Here is a 17,774-nt window from a genome sequence, read left to right as displayed (position 1 = left end):
CCTTTACTATGCGTCCCCTCGCCCGCTTCTGGCAGTCTGATTATTGAACTACACTTTAAGGTGATTCAATGACATGGAAGACAACGAATATGCGCCAAATCAGCTATTTTCAATCCGTTATTTCAGTGCTCTGTTTCTGTTTTTTGCTTAGCTTTTATTACCCTTCAAATGCTGCTACTCCCCCGACCATAGAGCTTGCCACGACTTATTCGGGCAATTTGGAGATAAGTAAATATTGGATAAGCGAGAAACTCGATGGGATTCGTGCACGCTGGGATGGCCAACGTCTGCTATCTAAGGGCGGAAACACATTTACCCCACCCATATGGTTTATCGCGCGCTTTCCCGCCCAGGCCCTGGACGGAGAACTTTGGATTGCCCGAGGTGGTTTCGAAAAAACGGCCTCAATAGTCATGCGTAATGAAGCCGGTGAACAATGGCAAAAGTTGAAATTTATGTTGTTTGACTTGCCCGACGACAAAGGTACATTCAGCCAACGCCTACAAAAACTAACGACCTTGGTTGCGCGTATTGATTCGCCATATCTGCAATTAATCACCCAGTACAAACTTGCAAATGAGACGGAGCTATTCCATAAACTGGAGGACATAGCCGCAAAAAATGGGGAAGGTTTGATGCTGCATCATCAGGATGCGCTTTATACACATAGGCGCAGCGGGCATTTGATCAAACTTAAAACCTATCAGGATGCAGAAGCCAAGGTCATTGATCATTTGCCAGGTAAAGGCAAATATCGCGGATTACTCGGCTCGCTACTTGTACAGCTGAAAAGCGGTGAGAAATTTAAGATCGGTTCAGGCTTTAGTGACCTACAACGCCAAAATCCACCACCAATAGGCGCCACCATTACCTTCAAGCATTATGGTAAAACAGCCAGAGGCATACCCCGATTTGCCAGCTTTATGCGTGTCAGAAACCAGCACTAGCTGCAAGTTAGCGACATAAACTGTTGTTCACTTATGATTAGTCGTTATAATCTGTTCCAGAATTTTAAGTGATAACTAAAAACAGGCTAAGCCTGACGTGGAGAGAATTGTGAAACGTAAGATCTTATTGTGCGTATTTATTGGTTTAGCATCGGTATTCGCTGCCCACGCCGAGGTTGATTCAGATGATGCCATCAAATCTCGCATCGAGCCTGTGGGTGAAATTTACGTGGCTGGTGCAAAAGCCGAAAGTGCAGCTGCCAGCGGACCACGTTCGGGAACTGATGTCTATAATAAAGCCTGTGTTGCTTGTCATAGTTCGGGGGTATTAGGTGCGCCTAAATTGCAAAATGCTGGCGACTGGTCCCCTCGTCTTGAGAAAGGCTTCGATACTGTGTGGCAGAATGCGCTAAATGGCTTAAATGCCATGCCACCACGTGGCACCTGTGGTGATTGCTCAGATGAGGAGATTAAAGCTGCTATCGAACATATGATAGAAGGTATCTAAAACCTTGTTTTTAAGTAAATTTGTACATAAAAAGGCCACCTTAGGGTGGCCTTTTTATGTGTAATAGTTTATTTTTGTACCATAAAAATAATTATAAATTGATGAATCGTGCTTGCAACCTTTACCAATATGGAAAATCATAAAAATTCAAGTGAGTTATCACTGGAAGAGTTGCGTGAACTCATCCCTCAGTTGCAGCAATTAACCGAGAAATATAAACGTTCTGAATCCATCCAAAAATCCCTGTTTGATATCTCCGAATTAGCCAGCTCAGTTAACGAACTGACACGTTTATACCCATCAATACACGATATTATTGGGCGTTTTATGAATGCCGAAAATTTTTATGTGGCTTTTTACGACCAGGCCAACCAATTAATCGATTTTGTTTATTTTGTTGATCAACTTGACGAGATAGCCGTAAAAAAGATCCCGGCAGCGGAGCTTATGGGTGGCTTTACTGGCTATATCTTTCGCACTGGCAACCATTTGTTTTTAACCGAAGAAACCCGAGAACAACAACTGGCCGAGATCAATGTGAAACAAATTGGTTCGGGACCAGTTGACTGGATCGGTGTACCGTTAAAACGTGGCAACCAGGTTATTGGAGCTATGGTGGTGCAAAGCTATGATAAGGCCATTCGCTACACCCATGAAGACCTAGACATCTTATTGTTTGTTTCCCAGCATATAGTTAATACTGTGGATAGGGTCAAGAGTCGTGAGCTTAACGAACAAACTATCCGTGAGCGCACCAAACAACTTCAGAGCATAAACGAAGAGCTACAAGAAGAAATAAATGAACGCCAAAAGGTCGAGTCATTGCAACAAGCCCTATTTGAAATCTCCGAATTGTCTACTTCTGTAGATGGGGATATGGCGGATTTTTATGCTTCACTACATGAGGTGCTGGCGCGCTTAATTAGCGCACCTAACTGTTATATCGCCACCTTGAGCACAGATAAAAAACACTTGGAATTTCCCTACTATTTCGATGAGTTGAACACTCGGGTGGATCCCAGGGAAATAGGCTACGGGTTAACCGAATTTGTATTGCGTACTGGCAACGCCGAACTAATTAATCCTTCACGGGTAAAGGATTTGGTTGCAAAGGGCGAGATGGACGCCCAAACGGCTCAAACCATGTTAGAACAAAATAATTCTTGGTTGGGCTCCCCTCTGGTAGTGGATGGTGAGATTTCAGGGGTCATAGCCGTACAGTGCTACAGCGAAGATGAGCAATACTCTTCGCGCGATCTGGAGCTGTTACGCTTTGTTTCGCACCACATAGCCGTCGCCTTGGAACGCAAACGCTCCTCTGATGCCATACAGCTGTACAACCAGCAACTGACAGAAAAAGTAAAAGAGCGCACTGAAGAGCTTAACAAAACTAACTTGTCATTAAAAAAACAAGTAGAAGAGCGTAACGCCATTCAACAAAAATTAGTCCACGATGCTCACCATGATGCTTTAACCGAGTTACCAAATCGTGCGATGTTCAGTAAAAGGCTAGAGCTAGCCCTGGCGAATAAGCAGCGCCACGCACACAATAATTTTGCCGTGGTGTTTATCGATCTCGACCGTTTCAAACAAATAAATGACACCATTGGCCACCATGCAGGTGACGCTTTTCTGGTGGAAGTGGCCAGGCGTATTACCGAGTGCATTCGTGGGCACGACTTATTAGCCCGTCTGGGTGGTGACGAATTTGTGATCCTGCTGGACAACTTTGAAAAACCCTATGACGTTGAGGTCATTTCTGCACGCATCATTAACTCTATTGCCACGCCATTTGTGATAGAAGAACGAGAAGTTTTTTCCGGCGCCAGTATCGGCATTGCCTACATTGAAAGTGGCTACCAGTCTGCCAGCGAAATAGTACGGGACGCGGATGCCGCCATGTATCAGGCAAAAGCTAAGGGTCGCAGTCAATATATTGTTTTTGATATGTCCATGCGCGAGAAATTACTTGAAGAGCTTGAGATTGAAAGCGAATTTCGCAAGACACTCAAATCCGAATCTTTTAGCATTTTCTCTCAACCCGTGTTTGACATGCATACCAATCAGCACCTGTATGATGAGTGCATAGTACGCTGGGATCACCCCAAACTGGGGGTAATGGAACGTGAGAACTTTTGGCAAATCGCCGAACACAGTGGCTTAGTTGTAGAAATGGACACCTTCATGCTAAAGGCCGCCTGTGCCATGCTTCAACGCAAGCAAGACGGTGCTTCACCTAACCAGGATTATAAAGTTGCCGTGAATTTATCGATCCATTATCTCACCCAGATCGAACCTGCAGTCCAGCTTATTGCCGACGTCAAAAACGCCGGTATCGATCCCAAAAGACTGATTTTTGAATTCGATGAAAATGACCTGAATCGACGCTCAGAATTTAGTTTGCCAGCGATTAAACACCTTAAGCGCACCGGCATAAAATTGGTTTTGGACAACTTCGGTAGTGGTTTAGCGTCTCTGAGTTATTTATATTCCTATCCCTTTGACTTTGTTAAAGTCGATCACAGGTTTGTTACAACCATCCCGCGATCGGAGCGAAATCTCAAGTTGATCCAATCGGTGCTCTCTATATCTCGCCACCTGAACTTCAAATTAATCGCAGCAGGGATCACCAATGAAGAGCAACATAAGCTATTAAGTTCAGTGGGTTGTCAGTATGGCCAGGGTAACTACCTACAAGAGGCCAAAGCGATAGCGTTGCAACCCAGCACGACCCAGACCTGAGATCGTGTCACTTTTTATTCAGCATTTCCCTTAGGTTGGCGATGCTGGTTTGGCCCTTTTGTTGGCGGACTTCTGGGCTTACTTGAACTTTTTTCTGCTCCCAAACCACGTCATCGACGGGAAGCTCATGTAAAAAGCGGCTGGGTTCAGGCTGCATTACCTCGCCATATTGACGCCGTTCTTTGGCCAGGGTAAAAAATAGTTCCCGTTGGGCCCGGGTGATACCGACGTAGGCCAGACGTCGCTCTTCTTCTATATTATCCTCATCTATACTGCTTTGATGAGGTAATAATCCTTCTTCCATGCCAACCATAAAGACATAGGGAAATTCTAGACCTTTAGAGGCATGCAGAGTCATTAATTGCACCTGATCTGTCTCTTCACTGTCTTCGCCTCGTTCCATCATGTCTCTGAGTATTAAACGATTAACCACTTCTTGCAAAGTCATAGGTGGATCGAGCTCTCCCCCCTCAAGCATATCGCTGATCCAGCCAAACAACGTACTGATATTGGCCATACCCATTTCTGCCGCTTTAGGACTGGTACTGGTCTCATAAAGCCATTCTTCGTATCCCATGATCTTGATCATTTCACGAATGCTTGCAATACCATCTCCGCGCAAGGCGCGGTCTGATAACTCCACGATCCAGCGGCTAAAATGCTGTATGGCCAATAGCGATTTACCTGTTACCACTTCAGGTAATCCCGGATCACAGGCTGCAGTAAACATGGTGCTTTTATTTTGATTAGCAAAATTACCCAGTTTTTCCAGCGTCACTCGACCAATGCCTCGGGTGGGTGTATTGATCACTCGCAACAAGGCATTGTCATCGTCCTGATTCACCAATAAACGTAAATACGCCATGATGTCCTTGACTTCAGTGCGACCGAAAAATGACATGCCACCATTTATTTTGTAAGGAATACGGTTACTCATTAGTACCTTTTCAAACAACCTGGATTGAAAGTTACCGCGATACAAGATTGCATAATCCTTAAAACTGGTACCCTGCATAAATTTATGGGCGATCAGCTGGGCCACCACCCGCTCCGCTTCGTGTGCTTCGTTTTTGGCGGTTAAAATACGTAGCTCGGGTCCATAGCCCAATTCTGAGAACAAACGTTTTTCAAACACATGGGGGTTATTTTGGATCAGGATATTGGCGCAGTGCAAAATACGCCCTGACGAACGGTAGTTTTGCTCCAGCTTGATCACTTTGAGGTTGGGGAAATCCTGACTTAATAACACCAAGTTCTGCGGCCGTGCGCCGCGCCACGAATAGATAGATTGATCGTCATCTCCCACAACCGTAAAGCGTGCGCGTTCTCCGACCAGCAGCCTGACCAGCTCATACTGGCTGGTGTTAGTGTCCTGGTATTCATCAACCAACAGGTAGCGGATCCGGTTTTGCCATTTTTTCCGCGCCGTCTCGCTGTTTTTTAGCAATAGGGTGGGCAACAAAATTAAGTCATCAAAATCCAGAGCGTTATAAGCGCGTAGATGATCTTGATAGCGCTGATAAAATTGGGCAAATTCAACCTCTCCCGCCGAGCTCGTTTTGAGTGTTAGCTGCTGAGGCAGGATCAAGTCATTTTTCCAGTTAGAAATGCAACTCTGCAGCAATTTCAGCTGTTCTTTGTCACCATCAAGCTCATGTTCGCTAAGGTCCTTGAGCAACGACAAACTGTCTTTATCATCAAACAGTGAAAAACCCGGTTTAAGGCCAAGATTTTTAACTTCTGATTTGATGATGTTCAGACCAAGAGTATGGAAAGTAGAAACTTTTAAACCCCGTGCCTCTTTTTTGCCCAACGTCTGTGCCACCCGTTCTTTCATTTCCCGTGAGGCTTTGTTGGTGAACGTCACCGCGGCAATATAACGTGCTGGAATGTCACACTCACGTACTAAATAGGCAATTTTATTGGTAATTACCCGAGTTTTACCGCTGCCAGCACCCGCAAGCACCAGACAAGGTCCAGAGATATAGTTAACAGCTTGGTCTTGACCGGGATTAAGTTTCATTACATACACTTTTCATAGGGGCTGGGGATTGTAAGAAATTATCGACTTCAATACCATGTCTGTGAACTACTACCTGGCGCATGATCTAATTTGTGTCCTAGACTTTTGTATCCCAGACTGCTGTTTTATGTTCAAGCTTTCGCTACAATAGTCATATAACTGAATTTTGGAGTGCCCCATGCTTGACCCGAAAAAATTAGAAGAATTAGCTAAACAGATCACCGACGCTATCCCGCCCGGGGTAAGGAACATGGCCGAAGGAGCAGAAGCCAAAGTCAAACAAGTACTGCAAAGCCAATTAAATAAGCTCGACTTCGTTAGTCGCGAAGAATTTGAAGTACAAAGTAATGTCTTGATACGTACCCGGCAAAAGCTGGAAGCATTGGAAGTAAGGTTAGCCGAACTAGAAAAAAACCAGGCTATTGATAAGTAAGCTTCCGTTAGCGATTTTTCTGTAATTGGCCTAGTTCATTTTTCAAACTATGTACAACTAACAATAACTCATCTGCCGAGCTTTGAGTTCGCTCTGCACCATTGAGGGTAGACTCGGAAATGGCCGCAATTTCTTCTACTTGAGATGCCACTCTGTTTGTTACTTTCGACTGGTCGGTGGCCAAAGTGGATATTTCTGCGCCCATTTGATTGATGGTGTTTATCACCTCAGTAATGCGTTGTAATGACGCCTCAACGATTGTGGCCTCTTGCACACTGGCGTCCATTTGTGTGCGGCTCTGCTCCATACTATGCTGCGTATCTAGGGTCGCTTGTTGCAATTTGCTGATAATGTCATGGATCTCGTTTGTTTGAACTTGCGTACGTTGGGCCAATGTACGCACCTCGTCGGCAACCACCGCAAACCCGCGACCTTGTTCTCCGGCCCTGGCCGCTTCGATAGCCGCATTAAGCGCCAGCAGATTGGTTTGTTCAGCAATGCCATTTATTGCACTGGAAACCTGACCAATATTTTTGCTATCTTCCACCAGTCGATTCAGGGCTTCCTGGGAGCGACTTGACTCATTTTGCATTTCTCGCATAACCGATTGTAAGCGGTTAACCAACTGTCTACCCTGTTGCGCCTCCCCCTGAGCCTCTATAGCAGACGTAGATGCAGTTGCTGAGTATTTATCTACTGAATCGGCAACCGAAGTCATTTCCAGCATAGATTTGGCAATAAGTTCTGTACCAATTTTTTGTGCAGTAACGCCGGTTTTTGTTTGTTCAGTTACGGCTTTGAGGTTATGGGCAGACTGATTGAGAGTATCGATGGCGTCACTGATACGTTTGACCAACTGCTGCAAATTGGCCGTCATTTGATTCATATCATCTGCAATATCGCGCATTTCATCTTTTCCAATTACCGTAACTCTGGCGTTTAAATCGCCATCTGCAATGCGGTGCAAGGATAATACCAGGCGCTTGATATTTTCGGTAACTGATAAATACATACCGCTGAACAGGTAGATTGCCAGTAGCACGGCAATGATAGAGACACTCAACACCACATTATTTTTAAATTGTGCCTCATCGATACGAGCTTCTAGCAGGCTAGTTAACATAGGAATGAGCGCTTTAGCAAAGCTGGCAATCTGGCCGTTAGCCGTTTGGCTATGCTCAAGCAAGTCAGCGGCGGTAATACTGATGTTATCCGGATCCAAGATTTTTTGCTGAATACGTGTTTGCTGCTCAACTAGGGCTTGGTGCAATATCTTCCACTGACCGCCCAATGCTTTATCTATATGGCTATTGGCGCTGAGGCTGACGGCAATATTCTGCTCCGCCTCCATAATCATCACCGGTAGTTTCTGATTGGCGTTTGACAAGCCGATATAAGAGTCCGGAGTAAAGCGGCCATCCAGGATCACCTGCAACGCCGCGGCCGAGGTCATGGCCAGTTGATCCTGCACCAGTGGCAGACTGCTCACCAAGGTAGTAACCAGATAGCTGGTATCCAAGGCTATATCCAATTCCAAATTACTTGCATCAGCAATAGTTTGCGCCAAAGTGGATAACGCTTTAAAGCTCAACTGCAGGTCGCCGGCTTGTATTGTCTGCTGATAATATTCATACGCTGTATCAACCCGAGGCGCATTTAAGGCTTTAACTTTGCCAGGTGTCAGGCCAGCAGTCAGGCCCACGGCTTTTTGCCGGTCAATAATGCGACTCGCCAGATTAAATTGTTCATTTTGTAGCTCCGCAATCAAAACTAAACCGTGCAGTTCTTGATTGGTAAAGCGGATCTCGTCAGTGTATTCGTATTGTAGCAACGCCACACTTAACATCAACGGAACCAAAAAGATCAAGCTGACGATAGTAAATTTTAACGAATAACTAAACTGCGACATCAAAATTTTGGACGGGTGAATCAACCTGGAAATAAAACTACTCATTATATATCCCTAAAAGCTGGGGAACCAATAGTGCCCCATGATCCCCAGCGTAATCACTAAACCGACATAATTGTTATTCAAAAAAGCCTGAAAACAGCCGTGGCGAGCGCGTCGCCAAATTAACTTCTGTTGATACCCAAACAAGCCCGCCACCAGTAGTAACCCGATAAAATAAGGCCAGCGCAATTGCAAATAACTGCCCACCACGATTAACACCACAAGCGTACTCAATTGCAAGATAACGATGATCAGTCTGTCGTATTGACCGAACAACAACGCGGTTGATTTCACACCAATTTTTACATCGTCATTTCTATCCACCATGGCATACTGGGTATCATAGGCCACCGTCCACAATATATTGGCTAAAAATAAGGCCCAGCCCCACCCGGGAACGTGCTCGGTAACGGCCATACAAGCCATAGGAATAGACCAACCGAACGCTGCGCCCAGTACGACCTGCGGCAGATGGGTGTAACGTTTCATAAAGGGGTAACTGCCAGCCAAAATAAGCGCCATACTGGACAACAGGATCGTTTGCCAGTTCAAGGTCAAGACTAACAAAAACGCCACGGCGACCAACAATGCAAACAAACCTAATGCCTGGCGTTCGCTAACCGCTCCGGTAACCAAAGGGCGTCCGGCGGTACGCTCTACTGCGCCATCAACCTTGCGGTCAGCATAATCATTGATCACGCAGCCAGCGGAGCGCATTATCACGACGCCAGCGACAAACACCAGCAGGATTGACCATTGCGGTACACCTTGGGCGGCTAAAAATAGAGCCCATAGGGTGGGCCACAGCAACAAATATATGCCCACGGGTTTATCTGCCCGCATCAGCTGCCAAAACCCTGTTAACGTACGGGGTGTGAACAAGTTAGTCGTCATTAATCAATTCTCGGTAAGCCGGTGCTTGAGGCAGAAAAACTTCCGCGACCATCATGCTAAATTGCTGATAACGAAATACCGAACGCCGCCCCCAAAGTTGTTGAGCGTCGGGTAGATCACAGGCGCTCAACCACGCACTGGAAGGCCGCATGCACATTAATTGAAACGGCATGCGCCTGAATCTATCGTCATTAAAAATTAGCTGACCCAGGGGTTTATCTCCTAAATTAGCAAAATCCTGTTCGCATAATACCTGAGGGATAATGGAGCGAGCGAACACCCAAGGCTGATTGTCGCCACGTAAAATGACTTCTCGAACTTGCCAGTCGAATTGACTTTGATGCCCTAACTGCACGTCCAGTTGCTGATACTCTTCGGCTGTGGCTAGCTGCTGGTGCTGACCCAATACCTCGACCCTAAAATCCCGGCAATGGGATTGCAACCGTTCGGTTAAGGATCCTGTGTGTAATAACCAGTTTTTAAGAGTGGCATCGGGGATGGTCAATTCATTGATCCCGTGCCACTGAGCACCGTCACCTTTGGGGAATTTTGTTTGTTTGAATTTAGTAGTTATCATCGTGGCGCATAGTATCAATTGCTCTGTGTAGACTAAAGAGTGAATAAAATGTTTTAGTCCCTCCCGTATTTCTTGTTAAGCTAGCGACTAGCCAATAATTTGTCCAAAGCCACCGAGATTTTAAAAATAATGAGAAAAATAGGGCTGTTGAGTTTTTGTCTATTCTTCCTTAGTAGTTTAAACGTTCATCTTTATGCTCAAGAACCCGTAAGCAAAAATTTCGCTTATTTTGGTTTAGAGCCTGACATAGTCACCAATTATCTGGGATCCAATGCCCGCAAGCTTGGCTATGTGCGCATCACCATAGAACTAATGCTGGAAGATGCGGACTATTTAAGTGTCGCCGAGCATCACGCACCTCTTATGCGAGCAACCGCCATCGAGATATTGGGAAACCAACCTGAAGATCGGGTTAAATCCTTGACGGGCAGAGAAGATATTCGTCGCGCCTGTCTGGAAACCATGCGCAAACTGATGAAAAAAGAAACCGGCTCCAGCATGATAAAGGATGTGATTTTCACCAAATATATCTACTTCGGTTAATGTTTGGCGATTTTGTCCAGCAGCAGGGCAAACAGACATCCACTTAGCAAACCCACTGTATGGGCGGTGTTGGCCATGCTGACCCATAAAATATCAGCATAGCCAATTACCAGCCACACCAATAAAAAACCAATCATAGGTTTAGGTAAAAACAATCCCCACTTAGGACGCAACCAACCCAACCACCATACGCAGCCCACTAACGCATACACCACCCCGGACAAACCGCCGAAATTCACGCCACTGACCAGCAATTGACCGACATTAGATAAAATGGCAGAAATAACAAAAAGAGCGAGTAAAGTTGCCTTGCCAAATTTACGTTCAATTTGCCCCCCTAACATCCACCACCACAATACGTTGAAGACAATGTGCAATAAAGAAAAGTGGATCAATGCCGGACCAATTAAGCGCCACCACTGATGATCCTCAATCAGTTCAGCCAGAGGCTGAATACTCAGAAAATCATAAGGCTGGTATATGCCAATGGCCGCCAGCAAATATATAACGATGCACAGTGCTAACACCACACTGGTCACAGGTACCTGGATAAGGTCAGCTAGCAGCTTACGGGGCGAAAAATAGGTGACTGTCGACAACAGCTTAACCGACTCTCCAGTATCCCAGGCAGCTTGCTGATATTTATGATCCCCAGGGTTGTTGACAAATTCGTTGGCAATAATTTGGGCTTGTTGTTGCTGATCCACATTTAATAACAAAACCGCGTGACTGTGCTGTCCAAACTGAGTGGCATATTGCGCACTTATGTGCTGACTTTGCAGATAATTGACCAATAATCTTGCGGCGCGCTCCTGGCTGAAAGCCACTAACATAGGGCGTTCAGGCATCTAGTCTTCACCGCCGGTTTTAAATGGCAGACTTTGGCGCCAGGCTTCAAACCCGCCATCCATGCTGTAAACCTGTTCGAATCCTTGATGGATCAGAAACTGAGCCGCCTGTTGACTACTAACACCGTGGTAACAACACACTATTACCGGGGTATCAAAGTCGGTTTCCTGGGTGAAATTCACCAGGCTGCCGTTTGTCAGGTGCACAGCCCCTTCGATATGCCCGGCGGCAAAAGATTGTTCATCCCGAATATCCACCAGCCGTGCATCTGTATTTTGCAACTTGTCTTGGGTTTGCTGCACCGAAATATGCGCGAATTGCTCCATGTAATTACCTTTTACTACCAGTTCAAAATGACTTTGCCGGATTGGCCTGAACCCATAGTATCAAATCCCTGTTGAAACTCATCGATATTAAATTGATGAGTAATAATCGGCGATAAATTCAGCCCTCCTTGGATCAAACTGGCCATTTTGTACCAGGTTTCAAACATTTCGCGTCCGTATATGCCTTTTATGGTCAAGCCTTTAAAAATCACCTGATTCCAATCTATTGCCACGTCACCCGGCGGGATACCGAGCATGGCAATTTTGCCGCCATTGTTCATCTTGCTTAACATATCTCGAAATGCAGCCGGCACCCCAGACATCTCCAGACCCACATCAAAGCCTTCGGTCATACCGAGTTCTCCCATGACATCGGTGAGATTTTCATGGGACACGTTGACCGCTCTGGTCGCGCCCATGTCCTTAGCAAGTTGCAATCGGTATTCATTGATATCGGTGATCACAACATGTCTGGCACCCACGTGTTGGGCCACGGCAGCGGCCATAATACCAATTGGTCCGGCACCGGTTATCAATACATCTTCGCCGACCAAATCAAACGACAAAGCTGTGTGTACCGCATTACCAAAGGGATCAAATATCGCAGCCAGGTCATCGCTAATATTGTCGGGGATCTTAAATGCGTTAAAAGCCGGAATGTTCAGGTATTCGGCAAAAGCGCCCTGACGATTGACGCCCACACCTGATGTATTGCGGCATAAATGCCGCCGCCCAGCCCGGCAATTACGACAATGACCACAGGTAATATGCCCTTCACCCGATACCCTGTCGCCTATGTTGAAGCCGCGCACTTCTTGGCCAATACCCACCACTTCACCGACGTATTCATGGCCGACTATCATAGGCACTGGAATGGTTTTTTGTGACCACTCATCCCAATTATAAATATGCATGTCGGTGCCACAAATAGCCGTTTTACGGATTTTGATTAATAAATCGTTGTGGCCCATTTCCGGGACAGCAGCTTCTGTCTGCCATATGCCCTTTTGAGCATGCAATTTACTCAGTGCTTTCATGCTATCACTCCCAATTCTTTACCGACTTCAACGAAGGCATCAACGGCCCGGTCAATTTGTTCAATACTATGGGCGGCAGACATTTGGGTACGAATACGTGCCTGATCTTTAGGCACCACAGGGAACGAAAAGCCCACGACATAAATATCTCTTTCCAGCATTTTTTCAGCCATCAAGCTGGCCAACTTAGCATCTCCTAACATCACTGGTATAATGGCGTGATCTTGTCCAGATAAGGTAAACCCCGCCTGCTCCATGCGCGCTCTAAAATGTTGACTGTTGTGACGCAGCCTGGCTCTGAGTTCATGGCCATCGGCGAGCATGTCAAATACCACCAAAGAAGCCGAAACGATAGGTGGCGCGACAGAATTAGAGAATAAATAAGGTCGCGAACGTTGACGCAACCATTCAACCACTTCCTTTTTACCCGAGGTATAGCCACCAGATGCGCCGCCCAAAGCTTTGCCTAAGGTACCAGTGATGATGTCCACCCGGCCCATCACTCCACAATATTCATGACTACCGCGGCCTTGCTCGCCGACAAAACCCGTGGCATGGCAGTCATCTACCATTACCAAAGCGCCATACTTGTCCGCCAGATCACATATATTGGCGAGATCGGCTATAACGCCATCCATGGAAAACACGCCATCAGTGGCGATCAAGATAGTTTGCGCGCCATCGGCTTGAGCTTTTTGTAACTGGGTATCGAGTTCAAGCATATCGTTATTGGCGTAGCGATAACGTTTAGCTTTACACAGCCTGACCCCATCGATAATGCTGGCATGATTTAAAGCATCAGAAATAATGGCATCATTGGGCCCCAATAAGGTTTCGAACAAGCCGCCATTGGCATCAAAACAGGAAGGATACAAAATAGTGTCCTGCATACCCAGAAAGTCGCTTATTTTGGTTTCCAGCGCTTTATGAATATCTTGGGTGCCGCAGATAAAACGCACAGACGCCATGCCAAATCCATGGCTATCAAGCCCCTCTTTTGCTGCAGCAATAAGCCGTGGATGATTGGCTAAGCCTAGATAGTTGTTAGCACAGAAGTTTAATACGCTTTGGCCATTGGCCACTTCTATATCGGCGCGTTGCTGGGAGTGAATGATCCGTTCGGTTTTATACAGGCCTTGTTCCCGGGCTTCGCTAATTTGTTGTTCCAGACGCCTATAGAAATCTTGCTTCATGTGCTAACTCTCATGCAATTATCAATGTCAGCATGATAATGGATAAAAGGTGGTGCTGGCGAGCAATTTTGATAATGGGCCATTTGCTTAAATGCCCAGATCGTCACTGATATTTTACAATATTTCTGGGACCAGATTATCCCATACGCCGTCGACCAGTTTGCTTAGTAAGACCCGATACAGCTCCTCTTCTAACAGTGGCTTGGAGATATAATAACCTTGGCCAATTTGGCAGTGCATCTCATCCAGCATACGCAATTGCGCAGTCGTTTCTACCCCTTCTGCGACCACTTGCATGCCAAGTTTTCTGACCATGGCAATGGTCGATTTCACAATCTGTTTATCGGCGCTGCTATCCGTCATACCTGCGACAAAACTACGATCTATTTTGATAATATCGACTGGCATTTGGGATAAGTAAGCCAGAGACGAATAACCTGTGCCAAAATCATCAATTGAAAAGCTGAAACCCAAAACTTTTAACTTATGCATAATTGCCAGAGTTTGGGTGATATCCCCTACTACTGTCCGTTCGGTCAACTCCAGTTCTATTTGCCAGGCGGCGCGTTGACTCTGGTCCAACTGCTGCCTAAGAAAAGGCACTAGCTGAGGATCGAGAAACTGACTGGCAGACAAGTTAACTGCAATTTTGCAATCCTTGACCCCCAGATCATCCAATTTATCCAATATTTTAAATGCCCGTGCCAGACCCCAATAGCCCAAGGTGATCATGCTTTCGGTATTTTCCATTATCGGAATAAACTCATCGGGCAAGATATAGCCACCTTTGGGATGGGCCCAACGAACTAGCGCTTCAAAACCGATAAGTTTTCCACTACGAATGTCGATTTGAGGTTGTAAGGCAAATTTGAACTGGTCTTGCAGTAACGCTTCCCTGGCGTCATGTTCAATTTCGATACGTCGCAATACCCTTTTACTCATATTTTCATTAAAAATGCTATGTCGGTCTCCACCAGCATCCTTGGCTGCGTACATTGCCATATCCGCCTGGCGAACCAGATCATCCACTGTGACACTGGTTCTGGTGGTGGATGTTATGCCCAAACTAATCGAGGTATAAAAACGCTGTGAGCCAATCTCTATCGAATCTCTAAAAGTTAGCACCAATTTTTCTGCCAGGGCACAAGCTCCTGCCAGATCGCCGGCTTCGTGAAGCACGATAACAAATTCGTCCCCACCGAAGCGGCAGATCATGTCCGAATCTCGCAGACTGCTGCGTAAACGCTGGGCGACAGCGACCAGAAATTCGTCACCGATGCCGTGACCATAACTGTCATTGACCTTTCGAAAGTTGTCAAAATCCAGCAACATCACCACCAAAGGCCTATTGAAGCGGGCCAGCGTGGCGATTTTTTTACGCAAAACGAAATTGAGCATATTCCGGTTGGGTAAGCCGGTGAGAAGGTCGTACATGGCGATATTTTCCAACTCCCGGGTGTTTTGTGCAATTTTACTGTCCATCGCTTCTAATTGGGCACCCAGTAAATTAGTCGAGTGTTGCACCTCATCAATTTCATCTAACAGTAATCGGTTTTGCACAAATTGCTGAGCGCGAAACTGGACGTATTTTTTTTCCGCCAGCAAGGGCAGTTTTTGCGCCACAATTAGTAAACGGTGCCGCAAACGTTGAGCCAAGATAAAAAACGCCAGGGCGCACAGCACCACTGTGATCACCGATATAAAGATAACGCCGCGCTGGTAAGCGTCATGTCGTTTGGCCCCAGCGCTGATATCGTGAATGGCCAACAAATAAATTTGCTGCTCCAAGCGTGCATCTATCGGCAACAAGTTGATTAAATATGCTTGGTCATCCATTACCAACCGGTAGCCTTTGTGTAGCACTGTGGACACTAATACCGCTTCGGGCACGGATTTGAGCAGGGCACTGAGTTGCTGGCGATTAGTGAATGCGATAGGCGGTTGAATGCTAAGGTCAGATAACCGGGTATACTGTCCGGCATTTTGTCCAGCGCCTAAAGGCGCGGCAACTATGGCCAGGTTGGCTACGGTCGAACGATGTAATGCCGCCATCATTTCCAGCAAAGAGATGCTAGCCGATAACACCACTAGATCACCATCGCCTGATAATAAGGGCAAACTGATGAGTTGAAAACAACTGCTCACGCAGCGAATGCTGGCGACTGAAGATTGGCTATTAAGTGTGGTGGCCACATCTTGTCTTACATAATCAGGTGCCGGAGATGTCTCGGAAATACTTTGTTGCTGGCTGTCAAACAACCATAGGTCGTTGACTTGCCAGTTTAGTTGCAAAAAATCGAATTCACGTGTTAGCAAATCTCCGGTAGCTTCAATATTGTCCGCCTCGGATTGCAAGTGCACAAAGGACTCAAACCACAGCGCTAAGCGGTTGCTGAGCATCTCCCGTATCATCAGAAATTGCTGTTGATCCCTGTCGTGTAATTCCTGATGCTGACTTTGATAGTCCTGATTGTTTTTATCAATCCAGATAAAGGTCAAAGACGCGCTGGCGATCAACAAAAAAATCATTAGAAGACTTAAAATCTTCCAAGGCAAGCTGATAAATAGTCGCATACCTAGAACCAGTAAATAACTTGTACCGCCCAAATATCCCAGTATTCTGAGTCATTTAAATGCGTATCAACTACAAAAACCGGCGTCAAACGTGCCCGGCCCTTTACTCGATGATATTCAGCCCGCACGCGCCAATTGCTGGCAAAATCCCACGCTGCTGCAAGAGTTGCTTGATCCATATAGCCAAAATAACGGGGAATATTGGCGCCAGAGTGAAATTCACGCTTCTTACCGCTGCGGTCTTTACGATCCAAATCAAATATATCGACCCGAGCCACAAGGGTGAACGTGGGGGAGACAAAATAACGACCTTGCACATAAGCCCCTTCAGAAAACGAATCGTTGAGCATGCCCTCCTCAACAAGATCACGATATATGGCCCGCTCTCGTAATACTTCAGAGTTAACATCCCAATATTCGCCGCTAAAAGACAGGCTGAGCATTATACGTTGCAAACTCGCTGTACCATCGATGAAGCGATCCGACTCACCTGCGGCATAACTAAAATCTGTATCCAGTAGACTAAATCCCAGAGAAGTTCCACTGCCCAAAGGGCGAAAAGTCATGCTCAACTGGGTATCATAATCATGGGTTAAGCGACCCGTGGCGAAATCAGACAGCAAATTGACGGTTTGTTTACGGCTGATACGTGATTGGCCATAACTCCACCTAATATCCCACTCCCCCAAAGTGTTGAGGTTTTGTGCAGCCATAGAAATACCATCACTGCCCAAAGAAATGTCCCGAAAAGCATCAAAGTAAGCAGATTGAGGTAACACATTGGTCGGCATAGTATGGGGGACGTCGCGTGTGGCGGAATACAGCCAATGATAATTTTTATAACGCCCCAGATGCACATTCCATTGCCAATCATTGGTGTTCAGTACTTGATAGTCGAAAAAGAGATAATCGAAGCGTGCGTTTTCTGCCTGGCGGTTGCCACCGTTTAGGTACACACCTTGGGCGGAGACCCGCAACTTACTGTTTATACGGTACGATGTATTAAGCCCAAGTTCGGTTAAACTCAACGAGATGGCCCCATCGTCATTGACAAAATTACTGTCTGCCGATTGGATCACGCCTTGAGCGGCAAACCCGTGCCAGGTTATCTCCCCGGCTTGTATGACCAGTACATTCAAAGCTAAAACAGTGATGATGAACTGTCGAAATATCACGT

General features: G+C 46.2%; 15 protein-coding genes. 5 read left to right on the top strand and 10 right to left on the bottom strand.

Features of this window, described 5'->3' with window-relative positions:
* Nucleotides 1–68: 68 nt before the first annotated feature.
* The 3 genes from AC3RV5_RS00380 (at nt 69) to AC3RV5_RS00370 (ending at nt 4,197) form a co-directional block, all read left to right on the top strand.
* Complete coding sequence (locus AC3RV5_RS00380) at nt 69–947, top strand: DNA ligase (RefSeq protein WP_489730026.1); 879 nt, start codon at nt 69–71, stop codon at nt 945–947.
* 109 nt (nt 948–1,056) lie between these two features.
* Complete coding sequence (locus AC3RV5_RS00375; protein WP_489730025.1) at nt 1,057–1,455, top strand: c-type cytochrome; 399 nt, start codon at nt 1,057–1,059, stop codon at nt 1,453–1,455.
* A gap of 129 nt (nt 1,456–1,584) precedes the next feature.
* Nucleotides 1,585–4,197, top strand: a complete 2,613-nt coding sequence (locus tag AC3RV5_RS00370) for a sensor domain-containing diguanylate cyclase (RefSeq protein ID WP_489730024.1) — start codon at nt 1,585–1,587, stop codon at nt 4,195–4,197.
* A gap of 7 nt (nt 4,198–4,204) precedes the next feature.
* Here AC3RV5_RS00370 and rep read toward each other — a convergent pair whose 3' ends face one another.
* A complete protein-coding gene (gene rep / locus AC3RV5_RS00365; RefSeq protein ID WP_489730023.1) occupies nt 4,205–6,220 on the bottom strand; it encodes a DNA helicase Rep in 2,016 nt (671 codons plus the stop codon).
* A 178-nt stretch (nt 6,221–6,398) separates the two neighbouring features.
* Between rep and ubiK the strand changes: the two genes are divergently transcribed.
* A complete protein-coding gene (gene ubiK / locus AC3RV5_RS00360; protein WP_489730022.1) occupies nt 6,399–6,653 on the top strand; it encodes a ubiquinone biosynthesis accessory factor UbiK in 255 nt (84 codons plus the stop codon).
* A gap of 7 nt (nt 6,654–6,660) precedes the next feature.
* Here the strand turns inward: ubiK and AC3RV5_RS00355 are convergent, their stop codons facing one another.
* Genes AC3RV5_RS00355 through AC3RV5_RS00345 form a run of 3 tightly spaced genes read right to left on the bottom strand, consistent with a single transcriptional unit; the run spans nt 6,661 to nt 10,075 of the window.
* Nucleotides 6,661–8,607 carry a methyl-accepting chemotaxis protein gene (locus AC3RV5_RS00355; RefSeq protein ID WP_489730021.1) on the bottom strand — a complete coding sequence of 649 codons (1,947 nt, stop codon included), beginning with the start codon at nt 8,605–8,607 and terminating at the stop codon, nt 6,661–6,663.
* 9 nt (nt 8,608–8,616) lie between these two features.
* A complete protein-coding gene (gene ubiA, locus AC3RV5_RS00350) occupies nt 8,617–9,498 on the bottom strand; it encodes a 4-hydroxybenzoate octaprenyltransferase (protein WP_489730020.1) in 882 nt (293 codons plus the stop codon).
* Nucleotides 9,488–10,075: a chorismate--pyruvate lyase family protein gene (locus AC3RV5_RS00345; RefSeq protein WP_489730019.1), complete on the bottom strand. Its 588-nt coding sequence runs from the start codon at nt 10,073–10,075 to the stop codon at nt 9,488–9,490. Before AC3RV5_RS00345 ends, ubiA begins: the two co-directional genes overlap by 11 nt.
* A 129-nt stretch (nt 10,076–10,204) precedes the next feature.
* Between AC3RV5_RS00345 and AC3RV5_RS00340 the strand changes: the two genes are divergently transcribed.
* Nucleotides 10,205–10,618, top strand: a complete 414-nt coding sequence (locus AC3RV5_RS00340) for a flagellar basal body-associated protein FliL (protein WP_489730018.1) — start codon at nt 10,205–10,207, stop codon at nt 10,616–10,618.
* On the opposite strand, the gene glpG is transcribed toward AC3RV5_RS00340, so the two are convergent.
* The 6 genes from glpG to AC3RV5_RS00310 form a co-directional block, all read right to left on the bottom strand.
* Entirely contained in the window at nt 10,615–11,466 is an 852-nt protein-coding gene (gene glpG, locus AC3RV5_RS00335; RefSeq protein ID WP_489730017.1) for a rhomboid family intramembrane serine protease GlpG, read from the bottom strand. The two genes, AC3RV5_RS00340 and glpG, sit on opposite strands and share 4 nt — an antisense overlap.
* Nucleotides 11,467–11,793, bottom strand: a complete 327-nt coding sequence (gene glpE, locus AC3RV5_RS00330) for a thiosulfate sulfurtransferase GlpE (protein ID WP_489730016.1) — start codon at nt 11,791–11,793, stop codon at nt 11,467–11,469.
* Nucleotides 11,794–11,807: 14 nt separating this feature from the next.
* Nucleotides 11,808–12,830, bottom strand: a complete 1,023-nt coding sequence (gene tdh / locus AC3RV5_RS00325; RefSeq protein WP_489730015.1) for an L-threonine 3-dehydrogenase — start codon at nt 12,828–12,830, stop codon at nt 11,808–11,810.
* Nucleotides 12,827–14,023 carry a glycine C-acetyltransferase gene (gene kbl, locus AC3RV5_RS00320; RefSeq protein ID WP_489730014.1) on the bottom strand — a complete coding sequence of 399 codons (1,197 nt, stop codon included), beginning with the start codon at nt 14,021–14,023 and terminating at the stop codon, nt 12,827–12,829. Before kbl ends, tdh begins: the two co-directional genes overlap by 4 nt.
* A gap of 114 nt (nt 14,024–14,137) precedes the next feature.
* The gene (locus AC3RV5_RS00315; RefSeq protein ID WP_489730013.1) at nt 14,138–16,552 is read right to left on the bottom strand and encodes a putative bifunctional diguanylate cyclase/phosphodiesterase; all 2,415 of its coding nucleotides are present in this window, start codon (nt 16,550–16,552) and stop codon (nt 14,138–14,140) included.
* Between the two features lie 47 nt (nt 16,553–16,599).
* The gene (locus AC3RV5_RS00310; protein ID WP_489732059.1) at nt 16,600–17,772 is read right to left on the bottom strand and encodes a TonB-dependent receptor; all 1,173 of its coding nucleotides are present in this window, start codon (nt 17,770–17,772) and stop codon (nt 16,600–16,602) included.
* Nucleotides 17,773–17,774 lie beyond the last annotated feature (2 nt).

It is taken from the genome of Paraglaciecola sp. IT1134, assembly GCF_058068185.1.
This window is presented reverse-complemented; position numbering and strand designations above follow the sequence as displayed.

Excerpts from the sequence above, each read along its gene's own strand:
- AC3RV5_RS00380 (WP_489730026.1), top strand. The coding sequence starts at position 69 with ATGACATGGAAGACAACGAATATGCGCCAAATCAGCTATTTTCAATCC.
- AC3RV5_RS00370 (WP_489730024.1), top strand. The coding sequence starts at position 1,585 with ATGGAAAATCATAAAAATTCAAGTGAGTTATCACTGGAAGAGTTGCGT.
- rep (WP_489730023.1), bottom strand. The coding sequence starts at position 6,220 with ATGAAACTTAATCCCGGTCAAGACCAAGCTGTTAACTATATCTCTGGA.
- ubiK (WP_489730022.1), top strand. The coding sequence starts at position 6,399 with ATGCTTGACCCGAAAAAATTAGAAGAATTAGCTAAACAGATCACCGAC.
- AC3RV5_RS00355 (WP_489730021.1), bottom strand. The coding sequence starts at position 8,607 with ATGAGTAGTTTTATTTCCAGGTTGATTCACCCGTCCAAAATTTTGATG.
- ubiA (WP_489730020.1), bottom strand. The coding sequence starts at position 9,498 with ATGACGACTAACTTGTTCACACCCCGTACGTTAACAGGGTTTTGGCAG.
- AC3RV5_RS00345 (WP_489730019.1), bottom strand. The coding sequence starts at position 10,075 with ATGATAACTACTAAATTCAAACAAACAAAATTCCCCAAAGGTGACGGT.
- AC3RV5_RS00340 (WP_489730018.1), top strand. The coding sequence starts at position 10,205 with ATGAGAAAAATAGGGCTGTTGAGTTTTTGTCTATTCTTCCTTAGTAGT.
- glpG (WP_489730017.1), bottom strand. The coding sequence starts at position 11,466 with ATGCCTGAACGCCCTATGTTAGTGGCTTTCAGCCAGGAGCGCGCCGCA.
- glpE (WP_489730016.1), bottom strand. The coding sequence starts at position 11,793 with ATGGAGCAATTCGCGCATATTTCGGTGCAGCAAACCCAAGACAAGTTG.
- tdh (WP_489730015.1), bottom strand. The coding sequence starts at position 12,830 with ATGAAAGCACTGAGTAAATTGCATGCTCAAAAGGGCATATGGCAGACA.
- kbl (WP_489730014.1), bottom strand. The coding sequence starts at position 14,023 with ATGAAGCAAGATTTCTATAGGCGTCTGGAACAACAAATTAGCGAAGCC.
- AC3RV5_RS00315 (WP_489730013.1), bottom strand. The coding sequence starts at position 16,552 with ATGATTTTTTTGTTGATCGCCAGCGCGTCTTTGACCTTTATCTGGATT.